The sequence below is a fragment of the Paenibacillus sp. NRS-1760 genome, assembly GCF_050467785.1.
In the GTDB taxonomy this organism is placed as follows: domain Bacteria; phylum Bacillota; class Bacilli; order Paenibacillales; family Paenibacillaceae; genus Pristimantibacillus.
On record NZ_JBITPK010000020.1, the window covers coordinates 200,042 to 220,471 of the forward strand.

At 44.4% G+C, this 20,430-nt stretch carries 14 protein-coding genes; 10 read left to right on the plus strand and 4 right to left on the minus strand.

Annotated elements, in window-relative coordinates:
* Positions 1-92: 92 nt before the first annotated feature.
* Positions 93-971 (plus strand): SDR family NAD(P)-dependent oxidoreductase, encoded by an 879-nt coding sequence (locus ACIFSR_RS27810; RefSeq protein ID WP_430061537.1) that lies wholly within the window; start codon positions 93-95, stop codon positions 969-971.
* Between the two features lie 348 nt (positions 972-1,319).
* Positions 1,320-1,688 carry a DoxX family protein gene (locus ACIFSR_RS27815; protein ID WP_430061539.1) on the plus strand — a complete coding sequence of 123 codons (369 nt, stop codon included), beginning with the start codon at positions 1,320-1,322 and terminating at the stop codon, positions 1,686-1,688.
* Between the two features lie 71 nt (positions 1,689-1,759).
* On the opposite strand, the gene ACIFSR_RS27820 is transcribed toward ACIFSR_RS27815, so the two are convergent.
* The 3 genes from ACIFSR_RS27820 to ACIFSR_RS27830 are packed head-to-tail and all read right to left on the minus strand — an operon-like array spanning position 1,760 to position 3,625.
* Positions 1,760-2,125, minus strand: a complete 366-nt coding sequence (locus ACIFSR_RS27820) for a GntR family transcriptional regulator (protein WP_339203969.1) — start codon at positions 2,123-2,125, stop codon at positions 1,760-1,762.
* A complete protein-coding gene (locus ACIFSR_RS27825) occupies positions 2,125-2,778 on the minus strand; it encodes an ABC-2 transporter permease (protein ID WP_339203967.1) in 654 nt (217 codons plus the stop codon). The genes ACIFSR_RS27820 and ACIFSR_RS27825 overlap by 1 nt, the downstream gene beginning before the upstream one ends.
* The gene (locus ACIFSR_RS27830; protein WP_430061541.1) at positions 2,771-3,625 is read right to left on the minus strand and encodes an ABC transporter ATP-binding protein; all 855 of its coding nucleotides are present in this window, start codon (positions 3,623-3,625) and stop codon (positions 2,771-2,773) included. Before ACIFSR_RS27830 ends, ACIFSR_RS27825 begins: the two co-directional genes overlap by 8 nt.
* Before the next feature lie 806 nt (positions 3,626-4,431).
* Here ACIFSR_RS27830 and ACIFSR_RS27835 point away from each other — a divergent pair.
* The 7 genes from ACIFSR_RS27835 to ACIFSR_RS27865 all read left to right on the plus strand — a co-directional run bounded on the left by ACIFSR_RS27835 (position 4,432) and on the right by ACIFSR_RS27865 (position 17,105).
* Positions 4,432-4,701 carry a hypothetical protein gene (locus ACIFSR_RS27835; RefSeq protein WP_339203964.1) on the plus strand — a complete coding sequence of 90 codons (270 nt, stop codon included), beginning with the start codon at positions 4,432-4,434 and terminating at the stop codon, positions 4,699-4,701.
* A gap of 621 nt (positions 4,702-5,322) precedes the next feature.
* Positions 5,323-7,122 (plus strand): cache domain-containing sensor histidine kinase, encoded by a 1,800-nt coding sequence (locus ACIFSR_RS27840; RefSeq protein ID WP_430061543.1) that lies wholly within the window; start codon positions 5,323-5,325, stop codon positions 7,120-7,122.
* Positions 7,094-8,530: a response regulator gene (locus ACIFSR_RS27845; RefSeq protein WP_430061545.1), complete on the plus strand. Its 1,437-nt coding sequence runs from the start codon at positions 7,094-7,096 to the stop codon at positions 8,528-8,530. Before ACIFSR_RS27840 ends, ACIFSR_RS27845 begins: the two co-directional genes overlap by 29 nt.
* 102 nt (positions 8,531-8,632) lie before the next feature.
* Entirely contained in the window at positions 8,633-9,985 is a 1,353-nt protein-coding gene (locus tag ACIFSR_RS27850; protein WP_339203961.1) for an ABC transporter substrate-binding protein, read from the plus strand.
* Positions 9,986-10,106: 121 nt separating this feature from the next.
* Positions 10,107-10,976, plus strand: a complete 870-nt coding sequence (locus ACIFSR_RS27855; RefSeq protein WP_339209709.1) for a carbohydrate ABC transporter permease — start codon at positions 10,107-10,109, stop codon at positions 10,974-10,976.
* Positions 10,977-10,994: 18 nt separating this feature from the next.
* Positions 10,995-11,843: a carbohydrate ABC transporter permease gene (locus ACIFSR_RS27860; protein WP_339203960.1), complete on the plus strand. Its 849-nt coding sequence runs from the start codon at positions 10,995-10,997 to the stop codon at positions 11,841-11,843.
* Positions 11,844-11,978: 135 nt separating this feature from the next.
* Positions 11,979-17,105 carry an S-layer homology domain-containing protein gene (locus ACIFSR_RS27865; protein ID WP_430061547.1) on the plus strand — a complete coding sequence of 1,709 codons (5,127 nt, stop codon included), beginning with the start codon at positions 11,979-11,981 and terminating at the stop codon, positions 17,103-17,105.
* Positions 17,106-17,223: 118 nt separating this feature from the next.
* Here the strand turns inward: ACIFSR_RS27865 and ACIFSR_RS27870 are convergent, their stop codons facing one another.
* Complete coding sequence (locus tag ACIFSR_RS27870; RefSeq protein ID WP_430061549.1) at positions 17,224-18,030, minus strand: helix-turn-helix domain-containing protein; 807 nt, start codon at positions 18,028-18,030, stop codon at positions 17,224-17,226.
* Between the two features lie 123 nt (positions 18,031-18,153).
* Between ACIFSR_RS27870 and ACIFSR_RS27875 the strand changes: the two genes are divergently transcribed.
* Positions 18,154-20,397 (plus strand): FAD-dependent oxidoreductase, encoded by a 2,244-nt coding sequence (locus tag ACIFSR_RS27875; RefSeq protein WP_430061551.1) that lies wholly within the window; start codon positions 18,154-18,156, stop codon positions 20,395-20,397.
* Positions 20,398-20,430 lie beyond the last annotated feature (33 nt).

The following is a 20,430-nucleotide window of genomic DNA, read 5'->3' on the forward strand; positions in this document are numbered from 1 at the left end:
TATATAGTTGATATATATCAATTATATATTTTCAGCAATAAGATGTCAAAATGACCGTGAAAAACATGCAATCCATATAAAGGAGAATGAAGATGACAGCAAATCCGATAATTGTAATTACTGGCGCTACAAGTGGCTTGGGGCAGCTTGTTGCAATCGAAATGGCTAAGCGAGGCGCTCATCTTGTTCTAACCGCGAGGAGTAAGAGTCGTGCAGAAGCAACTGAAAAAATGATCAAGGAGCGGACACCAACAGCTGAAATTAACTTTTTCTATGGTGATTTGTCATCAATGAAGGATGTCAATCGTTTGGGTCAAGAAATATCAGACGCAGTTCCCAAGATTGACGTGTTATTAAATAACGCTGGCCTTCATGCATTTGAACAGAGGATTACGTCAGACGGATTAGCAGAAATGATGGCTGTGAACTATTTTGCGCCATGGTTATTGACCCATCTCTTGCATCATTCCTTGAAAAAAGCAGGAAGTGCAACTGTTGTTAATGTTGCTTCTGAGGCTTCTCGCCGTCATGGGGAGCTTAAGATACCGGCGGATTTACTCGATACAGCTCCTTTTACTTCTAGAGGCTCATCCGCGGTATACGGGAAAAGCAAACTTTTAAATATTATGTTTACTGCTGAACTTGCTCGTAAATGGGATGGAACAGGAATCAGCATTCATGCACTGAATCCGGGATTTAATGTTACGGGTCTTGGAAGAGAACTATGGTTCGCCTCGATGCTGGAGCGTTTACTCCATTTCTTTCGTATTGGGGATCCGCGAAGAGGAGCCGATATCATTATTCGTCTAATGACTGATCCTAACTATCAAGGAAAATCGGGCGGATATTATAATGTAGGAGCCGGCGATCCCATAGTACCCGTGCATCCTGGGGGAATGAAGGAGATGCAAAGTAAATTATGGAATGATACATGTGATATTCTAAGGCGGAAAGGCTTCTTTGGAAATTGATCGGAGCAGTGAAACTAACCATAGGAGGAGAGCGCTTAGCTCGTAGAAATCAGGGACCCTCTAAGTTCCACCATACTAAACTAATCAACCACGTCCATCGGACGTGGTTTTCTATTCATTAGGTGGATAGCTTATGGGGAGATGCACCATTAAAATATGCCAAAATAAAAGCGTCATGTTTTATGATGAGCTGGCATGCGGAGTATTAAGAATCCAAACCGTTAAATGGATAAAATTTTCATAAAATACATCGTAATAAATGCTTTACAAGACATATGTGGGTGTACTATTATGAAATAGGACACCAAATGGTGTCTGATTAGAAAATAGAAAGGATGAGTATTTTAAATGCATATACTAGCCATTGTTCTTCAAAGCTGGCTGCTTTTTTCCATGGCTTTTTTTGGAGGAAGCAAGATTGTAGGAGCAAAGCATCAGGTTGAACTGTTTGATTCGATTAAACTTCCTCAATGGTTTCGCGTCATTACGGGCTACGTTCAAATTGTTGCCTGCATAGGACTCATTGTCGGCTATTGGTATGCGGAGATTGCGGCATGGACCGCATTATTGGTAGGCGTCATGATGCTATTGGCATGCCTCACACATTTAAGAGTCAAACATCCAATCGGAAAAATATTCCCTGCCATATTAAATCTTTTGATAGCTGCTGCAGTAGTGCTTTTATATGCAGATGAACTGTCCAATCTATTTGGGTAAGGATAGTGGGATTCACCAATAAAACAAATCAACCACGCCCATAGGACGTGGTTGATTTGTTTTAAACCTATTCAATAAATTTCCTTCAAAAGCTCGAAAACTTCCTCTAAAGTAAGGCCGAAGGTTTTGTAATAGGAAGTGTCTAGAACCATTTGCTTCATAATCATTTCGTTGCGTTTTTTCAGCATCTCATCAGGGGAGAGCTCGGCTACAAAACAGCCTTTGCCGGTTACGGTATAAATCAAGCCAAGCCGTTCAAGTTCTTCCCACGCTTTTTTTACGGTAATGATACTAACACGAAGCTCTGTGGCGGCTTGTCGTATGGGAGGTAAGCTATAACCATTTTCTAGTTCACCTTTTAGAATTTGTGCGCTAATTTGTTCAAAAAGCTGCTGATAGATCGGTTTATCAGATGAGTTCGAAATAGCTATGTTCATTAAATTTCCACTTTCTGAAAACGTTTGATTGCAATATGATAAGCGATTATCGTAAATATCGCAAATATGACGATGCCCGAGAACAAGATGGATAGATGAATTCCCAATTGATCAGTACCATTTCCTTTGAAAAGATCATACACAAATGAATTCTGTATTCCGAGCCATTCTGCGCCTCCTGCAAACAGTATCGCAGCTGTAATGGACACAATCGTTGCTGCGCCGTATTTATAGGCTGTTTTATAATACATCGATATAAGGATAATGTTGAAGATTGCAATCATAACGAAGCATAGTCCCCAAAAACCAAAGGATGGTTTGAAGAAAAAATAGGTCAGATTTGGATATAAGCGAATAGTAATCAAACCATATATCATGGCAACAATGATGTGCATTAATTCCAGAATAACAATAACGTATACCTTTGCTTTTACAATGTCTTTTTTGGTTACAGGCAGCATGTTTGTAAATATCAAATCATTCTGAGATTTATACCCTGCAAACATATTCGGTATCGTGAGGAAACAGAAGTAGAGGATGACAAGGAAATATAACCATGAGGGAATTAGCATTAAAGCACCCGTCAAAAAAGGCATGATATAAAAGAATGGGCTTACGCCTAGCTTTAATTCTTTCATTAGTAAATTATACATGCACAATCTCCTTTTTCGCGAAATAGATCATAATCTCTTCAAGACTAGGCAAAGTTGATTTAATTTTCCAAGAGGGATCAAAGTCTTTAGTATGGATCAAGGCTGTAAAGCCGAATGAATTCTTTTTGTAGGCAATTAACTGGTCTTTTATCAAATCCAATTGTTCTTCTTTCCCGTTCACCAAGCGGTAGGTATCAATAAATTCTTCTTTCTCAGAGCTGTTGATAATATGTCCGTTATCGATAAAAGTAATATAATCGGCACATTTTTCCAAATCAGTTGTGATATGAGTGGAAAACAGGATGCTGATTTCACCATCTTCCACTAGTTCCTGAAAAATATCCAATAAATTGTCCCTTGCAACCGGATCAAGTCCGCTTGTTGGTTCATCAAGAATAAGCAGCTTTGCACCATGTGATAAAGCGATGGCTAAGCTGTATTTCACTTTCATCCCGGTTGATAATTCAGCTATTTTTTTGTTTTCATTCAAATTAAATCTCTTGAGATAATTGTAATAGGCTTCATCATTCCAATTATGATAGAACTTTTTGATTACATTAGTTAATGTTTTGACTTTGTTTCGAGTATAGAAATTGATGTCACCAAAGGCAGAGCCAATTTCTTGTTTTAGTTCGAGCTCGTGTTTGGTCATCTCCTTGCCCAAAATACTAATCTCGCCGCTATCCTTATGAATCAAATTCAAAATGGCTTTTATTGTCGTTGTTTTTCCTGCGCCGTTGGCTCCGATAAATCCCATAATATAACCCTTTTCCAGTTGAAAAGATACGTCTTTTAAATGAAAATGCTCATATTTTTTATTTAAATTTTTGATTTCTAAGGCAAGCATATAATCAACTCCTTTGTTAATTGTGTATGTTGTGCATGCACAATATATCATTGGAGCCACTCGCATGTCAATAACAAGAAATTTATGGATGAGTTTGTTTATTTCTTGTTTATCGTAGTTTGTTATAACCATCATGTAATAAAATTCATTTTAGAACATTGGCCCATCCCCTATACGAATATCCTTCATACGATATACAGTGCCTTATGTTAAATGACAGAGTAAGCAATTGCTCAATGAGAGATGTGATTATTTAAATTAAAAACGGAGCTTACTGGTTGAGTTGTTTTAGCAATCCGATGCTGCTAAAAATAACACCAGCCCAATTTACTTGTTTATTTGGCGTGGCTTAGTCAGTGAAGATTCAAAACATCGATAAGCTAACCAAACTTTTTATTCTCAAATGGGCGAGACAAGCCAGCGGCGCTGACTCGTCCTTATTAATAAATAGTGTAGATGTGAAACCAGTTCTGGAGGGAAAACGGTCGTAGTCAGGGATGGGATCAAGGTTTAGTCTAATATGATATTGCCTTGGTTATCGCTGTTTAGGAAGGCTTTGTATAATGGCGTTCTGACACTATTTTGATTCATATGGTGCAGCTAAGGAGATGAGAACACTGAAGAAGATAACAGTAAAAAAACGTTTTTCTCGTTACAATCACAGGCATTTTCAATTTAGAAAAAAACGATGCCAAAAGTGTAAGAAAAGGAATTGTAAGTGCGGTATTAGACAGGAAGTTATAGTAAATGTCAAAGCAAAGCGAAGAGCAGCGAGTGTTAAAGGAGCAACAGGAGCAACAAGAGCAATGGGAGAAACGGGGGTAGCGGGAACAACGGGAACAACAGGAACAACAGGAGCAACAGGGGTAGCGGGAACAACAGAAGTAACGGGAGCAACAGGAGCAATTGGGGTTACAGGAGCAACAGGTGATCCAGGTGTGACAGGATCAGTAGGGGCAACTGGGGTTACAGGAGTAACTGGTCAAACAGGAAATCCAGGTGGAGCGACAGGTGAAACAGGATCAACAGGTGAGACAATGGTTCGGGTGCTGGTACTCAATCTAATCCAGGCATGATTATTATTACTGCTGCCGCTAGTGATGTACTAACTTTAAGAAATCATTCCAGCGCCTCTAGCGTTACTTTACAAACCAATGCCGGGGGAACTCAAATCAATTCAAATGCTTCCATTCTTATTATGAAAATAAGTTCTTAGGATTTCTTTCAAAATTGTGAAAGGATAAGTTTAATGTAATTTACAGAACTATCCGGATGAAAATGCAAGTAGTTTAATGTGATGAGGCTAGTGCTGACTCATCTTTAGACTGCACCAATAAAAAAATCACGTCCATTGGGCGTGATTTTTTTTATATGTTGGAATGCCCAATGAGTGAACTACAGCGTCAGTTCATGTTGACGGATTGAACAGAGAAAGCTGAATCGAATGAAGGAGCACACCGTCTGAATCCAAGGCGAAACCTCCTCATTATGTCATCTTCTTGAGCAATTAAATAAGTCTAGGAGAACCCAAGCTGGATCAGCCAGTTAGACGAGATAAATCTCCTTAGTGCTCGATTTCTAAGAATTGTTATATAAAAATACAAGTTTTTAATCTGCTGGTTCAGTTTTTGGGTGTGATAAAATGAAAGGTGCGCTTGATAGGCTCAAAAACGATATGAGGAGTGAATGATACACAAATGATGCAATATCGGAGAAAATGGCTCCCAAATACGTTGAAATATAGACTGTTTATCGCGTATATCACATTACTGATGCTTCCTTTGTGCATCGCAATTTATTATCTTTTCCAGCATTTCGAAACGATTCGGCAGAATGATATGATCGACCGCATGTCTGAGCGTATGCAGCAGGTTTATATATCCTTGACGGATATGATGGCATTTTCATATAAAGCAAATACCATGCTGAGTCAGGATGAAAGCCTGATCCAGATTATGCACGCTCCTGATAAATATGATCCTTTTGTTCGAAAGAAAATAATAGAAAGCAAAATGTTCGGAATCAACAACAGCTTTTTCTTCCATCAGACGGAGCTGTATTTTCGTTTTATCGACCGTAATGGCAATGTATACACCTCCTATGCTCCCAATGACCAGTTGACAAACGAACGGAAAGAATTGCAGGAGTGGCAAAATAAGCTGCAAATCGGCTTGCGTCCTTACCGATGGGTGGCGAACGACTGGAATGATGTAAGAGGAAGTCAAGGAAATAAGCTGCTAAGTCTGTATACGATGCTGGACGACGAGCTGCGGGGAAATTACGGATTAGCACGTATCAGCATCAACATTCAGGAATGGTTCAACAATACGCTAAAAGATAATCCGGTCAATCAGGATCTAACTATTTTTACCGGGCAAGAAGAAGTCATTTTGCAAAATAAGGAATCCGCTTTCGGTGTGGACAGCATGAAAAGGATCATTTCTTCACATGCAAAAAATGGACATTACAAAGATGAACGAGCTTTGTCACTAATCAATTACAGTTATGTGGAGGAGCTGGATTGGTATGTCGTTAGTCAAATGCCCTTAAGTGAGCTTCAGCGTGAAGTGAAGCAATTAAGACTGATGATCTATATGTTTCTAATTATTCTGGTAATCGTTTTCATCACGGTAACCTTCTTTTTGGCATCCCGAATAACGAAGCCGTTGTATGTTTTGAAACGAAGCATGGAAGAGGCGTCGGACAAGAAGCTGAATGTTAAAATATCGATCAACCAAGGTGCAACAGATGAAATTCGTTCTCTAAGCGATAGCTTTAACCGAATGATTGATGACGTTGTGCTGCTAATTTCTAAGCTGAAACAGGAAGAGCGGCAAAAGCAGGTAGTCCGTTTTCAAATGCTGCTCTACCAAATGAACCCGCATTTTCTCTTGAATACGTTGAACACTGTCAAATGGATTGCAAGAAAAGAGAAACAGGACGCCATTTCGGGTATTTGTACTTCTTTAGGCTTAATATTGGAGGCTAGTTTGAATTCCGATATTGAGCTGATTCCACTTAAACAAGAGATCACTTTGCTGCGATCCTATGAATCCATACAGGCGTTTCGATTTAGAGAACAGTTTACAATCGAATATGAAACAGAGGAATCGGTACAGTATGCGCTTGTTCCCAAATTTAGTTTGCAGCCTCTGACAGAAAACTCTATCGCCCACGGCTTTAATATGTCTGAAGGTCGTGGCACCATATGGGTCAGGGCGCGAGCGGAGGGGAGCGAGCTTGTTCTGGAAGTGGAAGATAACGGAATTGGGATGGAAGAGGCAGCCCGCAATAAGGGGAGACGCAGCGGACACGGGATTGGACTGAGCAATTTAAAAGAAAGGCTGGAGCTGCTCTTTAAGCGTGAGGGAGTGATTGAACTTATATCGGGCGAGGAAGGAACCCTCGTTCGAATACGTATGCCATTATTGATTGCAGCGCCTTATTCACAGAAAGGAGATGACGGACATGTGGACGATTTTATTGGTGGAAGATGAAGTGTTTGTTCGTGAAGCTATCAGAGAAATTTTGGACTGGGAAAGCCATGGTTTTTGTGTTGTCGGCGAAGCGGGCAACGGCAATGAGGCGCTTTCGTCTATTATGGATTTGAAGCCAGATGTCGTCATCGCCGATATAGTTATGCCTGGCATGGATGGAATCGAATTGCTGAAGGAAACACGGAAAGCCGGTATACGCAGCCGCTTTATTATGCTGACGGCTATGAACCAGTTCGATTATGCACGGGATGCGCTTCAATACGGAGCCTCCAACTATTTGCTGAAACTATCCTTAAATGATGATGTTTTGCTGGAAAGTTTGGCACGAATCAAGGAGGATTTGCTTGCAGAGCTTAAAGGGGCCGGAGAGGCGCTTTTTCCTTATTATCACCGCACGTGGGCGGTTATTTTGGGAACAGGAGTATCGGCTCAGGCAGATGCAGCGGAGCTTGTCTTGGTGGTGAAGAAATTCAGCAGTCTGAGATTAGAGATTGTAGTCACTCTAAACGGTGCCGCACCTGCTCGCATGGATCAAGTTGGGATCCGGCCGGAAAAATATCTGCTGGTCCAAACCTTCCATGATGCGGGTCAGACCACTTTCTTTTGCTGGAGTTTTCAGAAGAAGTCAGAATCGGTCAGCCAGATCCGGTCCCAGCGGATGATTGAAACAACGCCTATTAGCAACTTGTCCCGTTTGTCCGATGATTGGCTGCATGCGCTGAATCAATTAAACGGCGAATGGTACGGTCGTAATTCTGATCCGATAGGGGAGAAACACGTGCGGGTGCCAATTGAGGAGCTGGAGGCTGAGTTGATTCGCTGCTTTGAAGAGAGGAATGAACCAAAATGCACGGAGGCAGCAACGCTGATTTGGTCGTGCATGAAAGACTCGTCATTTTCTCATGTGGAAGTGAAAAAACGAGCAGCCCATCTGCTTCATGTTGTGACGATGCTGGCAGGACGGAAATCGGAGGATAGGACAGACATCTACTCTGCCGTAAGCCATGAATCGCTGCGCGCGCTTATGCTGCAAGCAATACGGGAGCTTATTCGGCAGAAGCAAGAGGAGCATATAAGCTATACAGACCATCCAGAGGTGAACCGGGTGATTCAATATATGCTGGAGCATTACAGGGAGAACATTAAAGTTACGGATTTGGCTAGTCTGGTAGCGATCAATGTAGACTATTTGAGCACCGTATTCGGCAAAAAAACGGGATTGACGCCAATCGCCTATTTGCGAAACATTCGTATTGAACAATCCAAACGTCTGCTGCTGCATTCCAAGCTCAGTGTAGAAGAGATCGCGAGTCAGACAGGCTTCACTGACGATGCGTACTTCATCAAAGTGTTCAAGCGCTTGGTTGGACAAACACCCAGCTCCTTTAGGAAAGAGAACAATATATAAGTTTTATACAGCCAATCCGCAAGTTTCGTCTCTTATAGACCCAAGAGCGAGTTGATATAGTTGGAATGTATTAAACATCCGATTAGGGAGGTTACAAGAAAGATGAGAAACAGAAAGAGATTGGTTGCAGGCTTGATTTCGATTGTGGCGGTGTCTCTGATGCTTGCTGGCTGTGGCGGAAACAATAATGGTAATGGAGGAGCGAAATCACCAGAAACATCTTCTAACGCAGAGCCCGGCAAGGCGGCAAGCGCCGACCCAATCAAGCTGACTCTGTGGGGAGCCGTGCCGGCAGAAAATGGCCCGCAAGAGGTTGTCGACAACTGGAATAAAGAAAATTCAGATATTCAGTTGGAATACGTACGGTTCGTCAATGATGATGCTGGCAATCTGAAGCTGGATACAGCGCTCATATCCAGCCAACCCGTAGATATGTACATTAGCTATGATATCAGTCTTTACGAGAAGCGGATCAAAGCAGGAAACGCGCTTGATTTGAGCGCTTTCTCCGACTACAACGTGGATGAGAAAATGGGCGAAGGCGCCGCTTTGTGGAAGATTGACGACAAGTATTATGGTGTACCAACCCAGAAGGGCTTGTCCTTTGTCTGGTTGAACAAGGATATGCTCGACGCTAAGGGATTGCCGGTTCCGACAGAATGGGGACTGGACGAGTTCAGGGATTATGCTGCCAAGCTGAAGGGTGACAACGTTTGGGGAGTAGCGCAAAGCGATTATTACTTCAATGTCCCGATCAACGGTTCCATGCAGAAGCAAAGCTTGCAGTTGACGAATCCCGATGGCACCTCGGCTTTCGACAACCCGCTTACGGTCAAAGCACTTCAGGTTTATTCGGACATGATGTTCACGGATAAAAGCTTGATGCCACATACAGAGCAGATCACCTCAAAACCTGCCTTGGATCAAATGTTTGTGAAGGGAGAAACCGCGATGTTATTCTCCACGAACCAGATTTTTCGCACAACTAACAATGTGAAAGAATTTCCACGGTCGTTCAAGGCGGCGGCAGCACCTGCCCCCAAGGTTAACAAGGATCAGACCGATTATATTAACGCCGGCGGTTTGGGAGACGTGGTTTCCATAAATCCCCGAACCAAGCATCCGGAAGCCACCTGGAAGTTCATCAAGTGGTATGCAGACGGCGGAATGCTGCCGATGGCGGCAGGCGGAAGAGTTCCTTCATCCAAGGACTTTCCAGTCGATGAGGCTGTCGCCCTTATGTTTAAGGGTGTAGAGGACACGTATGACCTAGAATCGATTAAGCGGGTCATGTTCGGGGATCTTCCGCTAGGCCTGAGTCGTCTGGATCGGAAAACGTCAAGTGAACAGCAGTCAATCTACGATAATGTATTTTCCCAAAAGCTGTCTCCTGAGGAAGGCGCGAAGGAGTTAGCGAGGGTGCATAACAAGAATTTGCAAGAGTCATCTAAGTAACACTGCTAGGCCAGGTGGAGGCGGGGCTTTGGCGCCGCTACCCCTTGGTCGCAAGCTGCATGTTGCTTGGAACTAAAAATAAATAATACATAGAGAAAGGCGGTGACTAATCGTGAGCTGGATGAAGCGGCAGAGGATGATTGGTTATGTATTCATTGCTCCCAATCTGATCGGAATGATGATATTTATGCTCGTTCCGGCCCTGTTCTCCTTTTATTTGATGTTTACGGATTGGGTATTCGCTAGCGGGCAAAGCCCGCGTTTTATCGGATTGGATAATTTCAGGATGATGGTGAAAGACGATTTGTTTGCTGTATCGGTCAAAAACACCTTGCTGGTGCTGATCCCCGTACCGATTTCTATTATGCTCGGATTTTTGATTGCGGTCATGCTCAACAATCGAACCTATTTTCAGAAGACGCTGCGGGCGTTCTTTTTTGCCCCGTATTTCACTAGCGGCATCGCAATTGCTTTTGTCTGGATGGTGCTGTTTCAGCCCACCAACGGTCCGATTAACGCATTCCTGCGTTCTGTTGGTGTAAGTGATCCTCCCCTGTGGTTCGCTTCTCCAGATACATCGATGTATGCTGTGCTGGTCATGATGACAGCAGGCGGCATCGGGTACAACATGATTATATATTTGGCCGCGCTGCAGGAAATGTCTTCGGAGCAGTTAGAAGCTGCCAAGATGGACGGAGCAACGTTCGGGCAGTTACTGAGACTAATTATATTTCCTTTGGTTAGTCCTACCACCTTTTTTCTGATGATTACCGGCTTCATAGGCTCCATTAAAGGTTTTGGCATGATTTACGCTATCACTCAAGGAGGTCCTGCTAATAGTACGACGGTTTTCTCTATTTTCGCTTATAAAAAAGCATTCAATTTTTATGAAATGGGATATGCCTCGGCCGTCTCATGGACCATGTTCCTGATCATCCTCAGCATCTCGCTTATTCAGTGGGCTGTTCAGAAAAAGTGGGTTCATTACTAACGGAGAGGAAGACGCACAATGGGTACAAGAAATGTCAGAATAATCAGAGAACGAGTGATCAAAGGTTTTAATACGATCCTAATGGCATTAGCCAGTCTGCTGCTATTGTCGCCAATGATCTGGATGATCAGCACCTCGTTTAAAAAAGCAAAGGACGTCTTCACTTATCCAATTCAGTGGATTCCTCTCAATCCTGTATGGGTTAACCACTTTAAGGTCTGGACGGCCGGAGACGGATTTCTTTTATTTTATTTAAACTCGCTGAAGATATCCTTGATTTTAATGGTCGGAGCCCCCTTGTTTGCCGCTTTTGCCGCATATGGCTTCAGCCGCATTCCATTCAAGGGAAGGAACGCTATCTTTGTGCTGTATCTGTGTCTGATGATGATTCCACAACAAGTGCTTTTTGTTCCTAAATTCATCATGTTTGAATGGATGAGAATTTACAACACGCATTGGGCGCTTATACTTCCGGGTTTGTTTACAGTATTTGGCGTCTTTATGATTCGGCAATTTTTTATGAGCATTCCCCATGAAATATCTGAAGCGGCTTTCATTGACGGAGCCGGCCATTTCCGAATTTTCTTTCAATTGTTTCTACCGCTTTCCAAACCGGTTCTGGCAACCTTCGCTATCATTGATTTTACATGGACGTGGAACGATTATGAAAACGCTTTGATTTTCTTGCTGGACAAAAGACTGTTTACGGTTCCGCTTGGTATGCAGAATTTTATGCTGGAAGCGGGAGTGGACTATAACATGATGATGGCTGCCGCCACAGCAGGAGTCGTGCCGCTGCTTATCGTCTTCTTTATTGGCCAGAAGTATATTATTCAAGGGTTCTCCAGTTCTGCTGTCAAAGGATAAACGACATACATCCTCCTATAAAAATAGGAGGATGTATGTGATCCAAGAAAACCCATGTTCTGTTTGCCTCACGAATGCCAAGAGGCAATAAATAAGGAGGTCATTCTAATTAAAAGACTAACTATTGTTCTTATAATGGCTTTACTGACTAATCTATTTTTCTATAACACTCCCAGTCAGGCTTCTGCAGAGGATCAGCCGAAAAAACTCGAGAACATCACATCAGATTTTGATTATGTACTCAGTGATTTTGAGCAAGTGAACGATAACTGGCTCTTTGCTTTTGGCGATACGCCTGCCGTAAAGGGAAGCTATAATGTGATCGAATCAGCTGATAGTTACCAAGGAAACTATATGGGGCAATTAATAGCAGATTTCAGTAAAAGCCCTACAGGTTCGCCATATGTGGCCATAAAAAAAGAGGTGAATAGCCTAGACATTGAACAATTTTCGTTTTGGGTCAAAACCTCGGATCTGAAGTCAATCCGCATACGAACAACTGATTCAACGGGGCAAACGTTCCAACAGCGTATCGAATTGCAAAATACATCAGACTGGCAGCAGGTTGTAGTAAGTCAAATGGGATCGAAATCATTTACTTATTGGAACGGTGCTAACGACGGGATATGGCACAAACCAGCCGGAGCCATATCAATACTCTTCGATCGATTTGATATAAAGAATGGGGCGTTAAATGCCACTATTTTGCTTGATCAGATCACAGCTCAAGTAACTGTTCCGCCAGTAGATTTTGATCACTTAATCAGTGACTTTGAGCAACCGAATGACAATTGGCTCTTTGCTTTCGGTGATACGCCTGCCGTAAAGGGAAGCTACAATGTGATCGAGTCAGCTGAGAGTTACAAAGGAAAATATATGGGCAAATTAATAGCAGATTTCAGTAAAAGCCCTACGGGATCGCCATATGTGTCCATAAAAAAAGAGGTGGATGACCTAGACATTGAACAATTTGCGTTTTGGGTCAAAACCTCGGAATTGAAGTCAATCCGCATACGAACAACAGATACAACGGGGCAAACGTTTCAACAGCGTATTGAATTGAAAAATACATCAGACTGGCAGCAGGTTGTAGTTAGTCAAATGGGATCAAAATCATTTACTTATTGGAATGGCGCCAATGACGGGATATGGCACAAACCAGCCGAAGCTGTAATGATACTCTTCGATCGATTTGATATTAAGAATGGTGGGACTACAGCGACTGTTCTTGTGGATCAGGTTACATCCCGATTAGGGGACTGGTGGCCAGAAATGGAAATTAAACAGACGACACTTGGCAATGTATTTTTGGAGAATGAATCAATCACGTTTGATGTGAGGACAGTTAGGCCGACGGTACAATGGTCGGTTTATGACGTTTACGGATCCCATGTATCCTCAGGGACAGAACAAAACATAGGTGGAACAGCAAGAATAACGGTGCCTTTCACAAAATTGGGCTATTTTACGCTGGATGTTTCCGCTGAGCAGCCCGGGAGCGAACCGCTCGTCCAAAAAACAGCTTACGCGGTCATTTCCTCGGTTTTGCCGCCCGGCAATGGCGAGTCGCCATTTGGCGTCAGCACTCATCTGAACTGGACTGCCTCTGGCTGGAGTAAAGAACTAACCAAGCTTATCCGCTATATGGGCGCGTCTTTCGTTAGGGATGGCATGGAATGGACCAGTATTGAAAAGGAAAAAGGCGTTTATACTTTTTCACCTACACCGGATGACTACATGAACAAGCTTGCGGAGAATGAGCTTAAGCTTCTCTTGGTGGCGGCATTCAATAATCCGTTCTACGATAACAATGGCACACCCTTCACGGATGAAGGTAGAAGAGGACTTGCTGAATATGCGAAGGCCTATGTGGGTCATTACAAGGATCAGCTCATCGGGTTCAACGTATATAATGAATTCAACGGAGGATTTGGCAAAAGGGGCAACAGTCCTGCCAATTCACAGCCGGACTATTACTACAAGCTGATGAAGGAGACGTATAACATAGTCAAGCCAGCGTATCCTGATGTGCCGGTAGTCGGTATCGTCTCAGGGGGCGTCGACTTGAACTGGATCGAAGGTGTACTGAAAGGCGTAGGAGAAGGTGAAGACAAGAATGCCGGCCTGAAATATTTGGATGCAGTGTCTGTACAGACCTATATGGATCCGAACGCTCCTGACGAAGTATTTGCAAAATTAGAAGGCCTGAAAACCTTGATTAAACAATACAATGACGGCAAGCTTGTACCGATCTGGGTGACGGAATTTGGTTCGCCGACTCACCAATCCGCCAAAGGTGTCGATGAGAAGACACAGGCCAATTATTTGCCTCGCGGATTTGTAACGGGAATGGGGCTCGGAGTAGAACGGATGTCCTGGTACGATTTCATGAATGATGGTCTTGAAAGCGATTACAATGAACATAATTTTGGATTGGTCCGGCATAAGGATGACCCTATGGGGGCTTATACTCCAAAGCCAGCCTATGCGAGTTATGCTGCAATGAGCAGGCAGCTTGCAGGTGCGGCATTCGATCAGATCGAGCAATTTGGCGACCCGATAAAAAGTAATTTGTTTACGCAAGGCGGCGAAGCTCTTCGAGTTGTATGGGCGCAGAAGAAAACCGCTGCCGTAATTGAAACGGACAACAATCTGGAAATTACAGATTTTATGGGGAACACAGAAATTTACACACCGCATAATGGCAAGATCTATATGACGCTGACGGGTGAACCTTTTTATATAAAAGGAAGCATTAGCCGGATTGTGAAGGACGATACTTTTGCGTTCGCAGGTGAGCAAACGGCAGTAGGCGATTCGCATACATTCACCTTAACCGTGAACAACGAGACAGGGCCTTCGCTTGATATCACCGCGAGGATGGAGGAAAGCAGCTATCCAATTGTGGCTAAGCAAGGGCAAGCTGAAGCACTTTCTCTGACCGTCAATGAGACGCGGGAAGGTTTCCGTTCGGTAGCAATTTACTTGCTGGACAAAGCAGGTAACAAGATAGGCAAGCTGCAGCATGAGGTCGTAACTGGTGTACCGCATACGGTTTCTGTTAAACCTGCAATGCAGCAGATCGATGGACAATACAGTCAAATGCTGAACGTTGATGTAGAAAATTTTAGAAAGACCGCAGGTCTTACTGTTAACAGAATAACCTGGAAGGTCGGAGGACAGTCTGGACAAGAGCTTATCAACATGACTGTGCTTCCGGGCAATAAACAGAAATTCAGCATTCCGCTTAGCCTGATCGCACTTGGAGGGGACCAGCCGGCTTCCATCCGAGTTGAGTTTGAGGAGCAGGAGCCTTATGTTTATGAAGGGAATTTCAGTTTTAATCCCATCTACCAGGGAGCGATTTCGGTCAATGACCGCATAGAGCCAGAAATTGATGCATTATCGCCTACAATGGATTTATCGCAAGGCAAACCTGTCTTACTCTCCGGTCATAGCGGCCAGATTGAATTGAGTGGACAAGCTTGGCTCCACTATGATCAGGATCATTTGTACATGACTGCAAAAATAAAGGACGATGTTCATGCGGCATCGGCCTCCGGTGCTGATATATGGAATAATGACAGCATCCAGTTTGCCTTGTCTCCTGGAATTCCTGGGGAAAGCCGGGGCTGGTATGAGTATGGTATATCGGATACGCCGAATGGTCCGCAAATTTATCGCTGGACGACGATGGGAGGATTGCCGGCAGGGCCGCTGCAAAATGGTGAAGCAGCTGTAACAAGGGATGAGGAGCATAAGCTGACGATCTATAAGCTTGCTCTGCCTTGGTCGGAGCTGACGCCGATACAGCCCCAGCGCGGTGATGTTATGAGCTTCTCACTGCTCGTGAATGAGAATGACGGCAAGGGAAGAAGAGGCTGGTTGGAATGGGGCTCTGGAATTGGCAATGAGAAACGGCCAAGTATGTTCCGGTCGATGCAGTGGATGTATAATCAGGCAGCTCCATCCGTCTATGAAGCAACTTATACCGTCAAATCAGGTGAAGAAGTGCAAGGAACGCTGCGAGCGGAGCATGCAGAAGGGGCAAAGCTGACATTTGAAATTGTTGCAAACGGCAAGAAAGGTACAGCCAAGCTTGTCGCTACTGGTGAGGGCAAATTTGTCTACAGAGCGGATGCCACCGCAGCGGGAGAAGATGCTTTTACGTTCCGAGTATTTGATGGATACGAATATTCTAATATTGCGACAGTAAAGGTCAACATTGAAGAAAATACCGTTACACCTCCTTATCAGGGTGGAAATAATCATAGCCCAAGTCCAAATATCTCACTTACGGGTCAATTATATCTACCGGTAAAAGCTGCTGGGGAAGTAAGCCTAGGTACAATTGCGAAGCTGGTCATTTTTGAAGGCACGACAGACAAAGGCACGAAGTTGTCGCTGCTGGAGCTGGATGATAAAGAGAATATCGGCAACGCTGGTTTGTCACGGCAGCTTCTAAGCTCGCTTATCGAGGTACAAGGGGAGCCGGAAGTTAAGCTGCATAAGCCAGTGATACTTAGTCTTGCTTTCGACAAGAAGAAGCTGAAAGAATCGCAATATCCCTCTATATGGCAGTATGACGAGAAGCAAAAGAAATGGATTGAAGTCGGCGGGGAAGCTGTCGGTGACGTGATCAAGGCGGAGATTGGAAGTTTAGGTAAATTCGCTGTATTTTCCAAAGACGGAGGAGAGCCGAAGCAAGTTTTACTGACCGATATTAACGGGCATTGGGGACAAGCCTGGATCGAAAAGGCAGCGCAGCTAGGTATTATACAGGGCTATAGCGATCATACCTTCCAGCCGAATAAAACGGTAAGCCGTCAGGAGATGGTATATATGCTGGTGCATGCTCTTAAGCCGTCAAATGAAGCAACTGCGTCTGACTTTGCAGATCAAAAACAAATCGGCGTATGGGCAGCAACAGAGGTTGCGGCAGCTGTCGGAGAAGGATGGGTTACAGGCTTTGGGGACGGAAACTTCCGCCCTCAAGCCAATATGACTCGTGCCGAAGTGACAGCTATTATTGTTCGTGCAATGAATCTTCCGGTGAAACAGAACAGCAACGGGAATACCGGATTCTCGGATAACGAGAGCATCCCTGCCTGGGTCAAAGGTTATGCTGCAGCTGCGGCAGAGAACGGCCTGATTGAAGGCCGCGGAGGCAACCGTTTCGCCGCAGAAGGGATTGTCACTCGGGCTGAAGCGGCAGTGATCATCGTAAGATTGCTTGAAATGAATGAGAAGCTGCGGCAATAAAAGAAGGAAAGAAGCTGTTCATGACCGATTTGGTTCATGGACAGCTTCTTGTGCGTTTGGCAGAGTAAACGAATAGGAGTGAAAGGTCAATCTTCAACATTTGAGCCTTTTCATATCGTTATACTTTGTTATTTTTCCGATAGTCAGATGGACTTACTCCGACACGTGACGAGAAGATACGGCTGAGATAATATCCGTTGTCATAACCGCACTGTACAGCAATTTCCTGCAAAGTATAATCGCTTTCCATCAAAAGAGATTTTATTCGATTGATTCGTAAGGATGTGATGTACTCGCTAGGATTGACAGAAAAAGTTTGTTTAAACTTTCTCGTCAACTGCACAGCGCTTAAACCAAATTCAGCGGCTACTCTATTGATGTTGAAAGGTGTATAGGCGAGTGTTTGCAAACGCTCGAGTATGGCTTCAAGCATAGGATCTTCCGCGCTTGGCATGGATTCCTGAAATGGATTGAAGTGATCGCTGGCAAGCAGGAGGATATCGTGAATAATCGTGTTCTTCCAAAGCTGCGCTTGTTGATTCGAATGCCCCGATAGCTTACGAAGCATGCGAAGATTTGATCTTAAGCGATCCGGGTCCCCGATAATCACTTGTCCATGTGGATAGCTTTCTGTCGTTGTGTGAATGTAGGTGTTCGTTTCGGCTAAATGAAACAAAATGAAATGAAAAGTTAACTTTTCAAGCGTTTCTCTATGGAATGCAATATGAGGAGGGCATATGACGATGCTGCCGAAGCTGGATTCCCCCTCTTGACCTTCAATTTGGAATGAAAATCGGCCACTTTCAGGTATGAACATAACCCAGTTGGAGTAAGTGTCCACGGAAAGCTGGAATCGATCGATATTTTGCCAATAGTTATAGGATATTACAGTCGGTGTGTGCGACCATAGCGCGGGATGATCCATTCTTATAAACTCCTTGAAATAAAGTATATCCTTGAAATAATTATAGTGCATTTTCTTATACTTTGAATAGCAATATATTTGAAATTGAAGATACACACAACTTATATTCAAGGGGAGATTGCCATGAGAAATGAGTTAGTGAAAACGGATATTACCGTAGTTGGAGCCGGATTGGCAGGAATATGCGCGGCAATCGCCGCGGCAAGATTGGGCTTGAAAGTGGCGCTTGTTCATAACCGTCCAGTGCTGGGGGGCAATTCCAGCTCGGAGGTGAGAGTGTGGGTATGCGGTGCAACCGGTCATGGAGTAAATCGTTATGCCCGTGAGACGGGGATCATGGGAGAGTTGTTCATCCAGAACCAGTACCGCAATCCCGAGGGGAATCCTTATTTGTGGGATTTGACGCTGCTGGAAGCCGTTCGCGCGGAACCGAACATCAGCTTGTACTTGAATACAGACGTCCGGGAAGTCGAAGCGGATGGAGAGCTTGAAGAGCGAGTTATCCGTGCTGTTACCGGATGGATGATGGGCTCGGAGCGGCTTATTCGCTTCGAGAGCGAAGTGTTCCTCGATTGCACGGGAGATGGTTTGGTCGGTTTCCTAGCGGGAGCCGCCTATCGTCTAGGGCGTGAAGCGCAGCACGAATACGAGGAAGATTGGGCGCCAGAGGTTGCAGACGACATTACGTTAGGCAGCACCCTGCTGTTCTACACGAAGGATACCGGCAAGCCGGTTCGGTTTGTCGCTCCGTCATTCGCTAAGGACATTTTGACGACATCCATTCCGATCAAACGAGTCATACGCAGCGGCGATTCGGGCTGCCACTATTGGTGGATTGAATGGGGTGGAGAGCTGGATAGCGTTCATGAGAACGAGCGAATCCGCGATGAACTGTGGTCGGTCATATATGGGATATGGGACTATATCAAAAATTCAGGTCAATTCGATGCGGAGACGATGACGCTCGAATGGGTTGGCTCGATCCCGGGCAAGCGAGAGTACCGCCGCTTTATCGGCGACACGGTGTTGAATCAAAACGACATTATGGCGCAGCATCCATTCGACGACAGCATCGCCTTCGGTGGATGGTCGATCGACTTGCATCCCCCTCAAGGCATGTATGCATCTGAGAGTGGATCTAAGCATCTGCATGCGGATGGAATCTATCATATTCCGTTCAGCTCTTTGTATTCAAGAAACGTGAGCAATCTGTTATTTGCCGGACGGAACATCAGCGCGACGCACGTTGCTTTTGGCACGACGAGGGTAATGGCAACTTGCGCGGTAATTGGAGAAGCTGCTGGGGCAGGCGCCGCGTTATCCGTTATGAAAGGTGTTACCCCGCGCGAGCTGCGTGAGTACCATATTGCTGAACTTCAGCAGATATTGCTTAAGAGTGATGCTTCAATCATCGGATTACGGAACATGGATGCATTGGACTTGGCTAGGAGAGGAACCATGAGCGCTTCGAGTACTTTAACGCGAATTTGCTTGGATCAGCCATCGGAGGCGTACCCCCTTGCAAAGGACGTCGGTTTGCTATTTCCAATTGAAGGTGAGATGGGACAGTTCGAGCTGCTGCTGTCGGCAAGCGGGGAAAGTGAGCTTACCGTTGAGCTGTGGGATACCGGACGTGCGGAAAACTACGTTCCGGCAACGTTGCGTCATAGTGTGAAGGTGAAAGTAAGCACGGGTGAGCGGCAATGGGTCGAGATTCCGCTCGTGCAGGGTAGCGATGAAGCGGCGAAAAATGCATTTATCATCGTCCGCGCAAACGACCGAATCAGCTTGTTTAAGTCGGCTGTTCCACTAACAGGTGTACTCGCTTTCGAGAGCATGCATACCGAACACTCCAGTCGCGATGATGACGAGCGGTATACGCCTGTCACCGAATGGAGCATGAAGCGACTGGTTCGCGAGCCATTTTGTTTCTCGGCGGCAACGGGTGCCTATGCGGCGAGCAAGGCAAACGATGGTTACGCAAGACCGTTCGGCGGACCGCATATTTGGGTATCTGAACCGCTGAAAGCCGGTGTTGACGAATGGATTGAGGTTGATTTAATCGAAGCGACGAATGTGTCCGAAATCCATGTGACCTTCAACGATGATGTAAACGAGGATTTAATTAACCTTCATCATCACGAAACGCCTTTTTTAGTTATTCCGGAGCTCGTCAAAGACTACCGAATTGAAGCTTGGGTAAACAACGGGTGGACTGTTTTGCATAGAGAAACAAATAACCGAATAAGAAAAAGAGTTCATTCCATAAATGAAGTACAAACCAATAAGTTAAGATTGGTTGTCGAAAGTACGAATGGCAGCCCCCGAGCGGAAATTGTGGAGATTAGAGTATACAGTTGTAAATGATAAGGTTTTTAATCTGGAAAAAAAGAGGGTGCC

Coding starts and splice junctions, on each gene's coding strand:
- ACIFSR_RS27810 (WP_430061537.1), top strand. CDS start 93: ATGACAGCAAATCCGATAATTGTAATTACTGGCGCTACAAGTGGCTTG.
- ACIFSR_RS27815 (WP_430061539.1), top strand. CDS start 1,320: ATGCATATACTAGCCATTGTTCTTCAAAGCTGGCTGCTTTTTTCCATG.
- ACIFSR_RS27820 (WP_339203969.1), bottom strand. CDS start 2,125: ATGAACATAGCTATTTCGAACTCATCTGATAAACCGATCTATCAGCAG.
- ACIFSR_RS27825 (WP_339203967.1), bottom strand. CDS start 2,778: ATGTATAATTTACTAATGAAAGAATTAAAGCTAGGCGTAAGCCCATTC.
- ACIFSR_RS27830 (WP_430061541.1), bottom strand. CDS start 3,625: ATGCTTGCCTTAGAAATCAAAAATTTAAATAAAAAATATGAGCATTTT.
- ACIFSR_RS27835 (WP_339203964.1), top strand. CDS start 4,432: ATGGGAGAAACGGGGGTAGCGGGAACAACGGGAACAACAGGAACAACA.
- ACIFSR_RS27840 (WP_430061543.1), top strand. CDS start 5,323: ATGATGCAATATCGGAGAAAATGGCTCCCAAATACGTTGAAATATAGA.
- ACIFSR_RS27845 (WP_430061545.1), top strand. CDS start 7,094: ATGTGGACGATTTTATTGGTGGAAGATGAAGTGTTTGTTCGTGAAGCT.
- ACIFSR_RS27850 (WP_339203961.1), top strand. CDS start 8,633: ATGAGAAACAGAAAGAGATTGGTTGCAGGCTTGATTTCGATTGTGGCG.
- ACIFSR_RS27855 (WP_339209709.1), top strand. CDS start 10,107: ATGAAGCGGCAGAGGATGATTGGTTATGTATTCATTGCTCCCAATCTG.
- ACIFSR_RS27860 (WP_339203960.1), top strand. CDS start 10,995: ATGGGTACAAGAAATGTCAGAATAATCAGAGAACGAGTGATCAAAGGT.
- ACIFSR_RS27865 (WP_430061547.1), top strand. CDS start 11,979: ATGGCTTTACTGACTAATCTATTTTTCTATAACACTCCCAGTCAGGCT.
- ACIFSR_RS27870 (WP_430061549.1), bottom strand. CDS start 18,030: ATGGATCATCCCGCGCTATGGTCGCACACACCGACTGTAATATCCTAT.
- ACIFSR_RS27875 (WP_430061551.1), top strand. CDS start 18,154: ATGAGAAATGAGTTAGTGAAAACGGATATTACCGTAGTTGGAGCCGGA.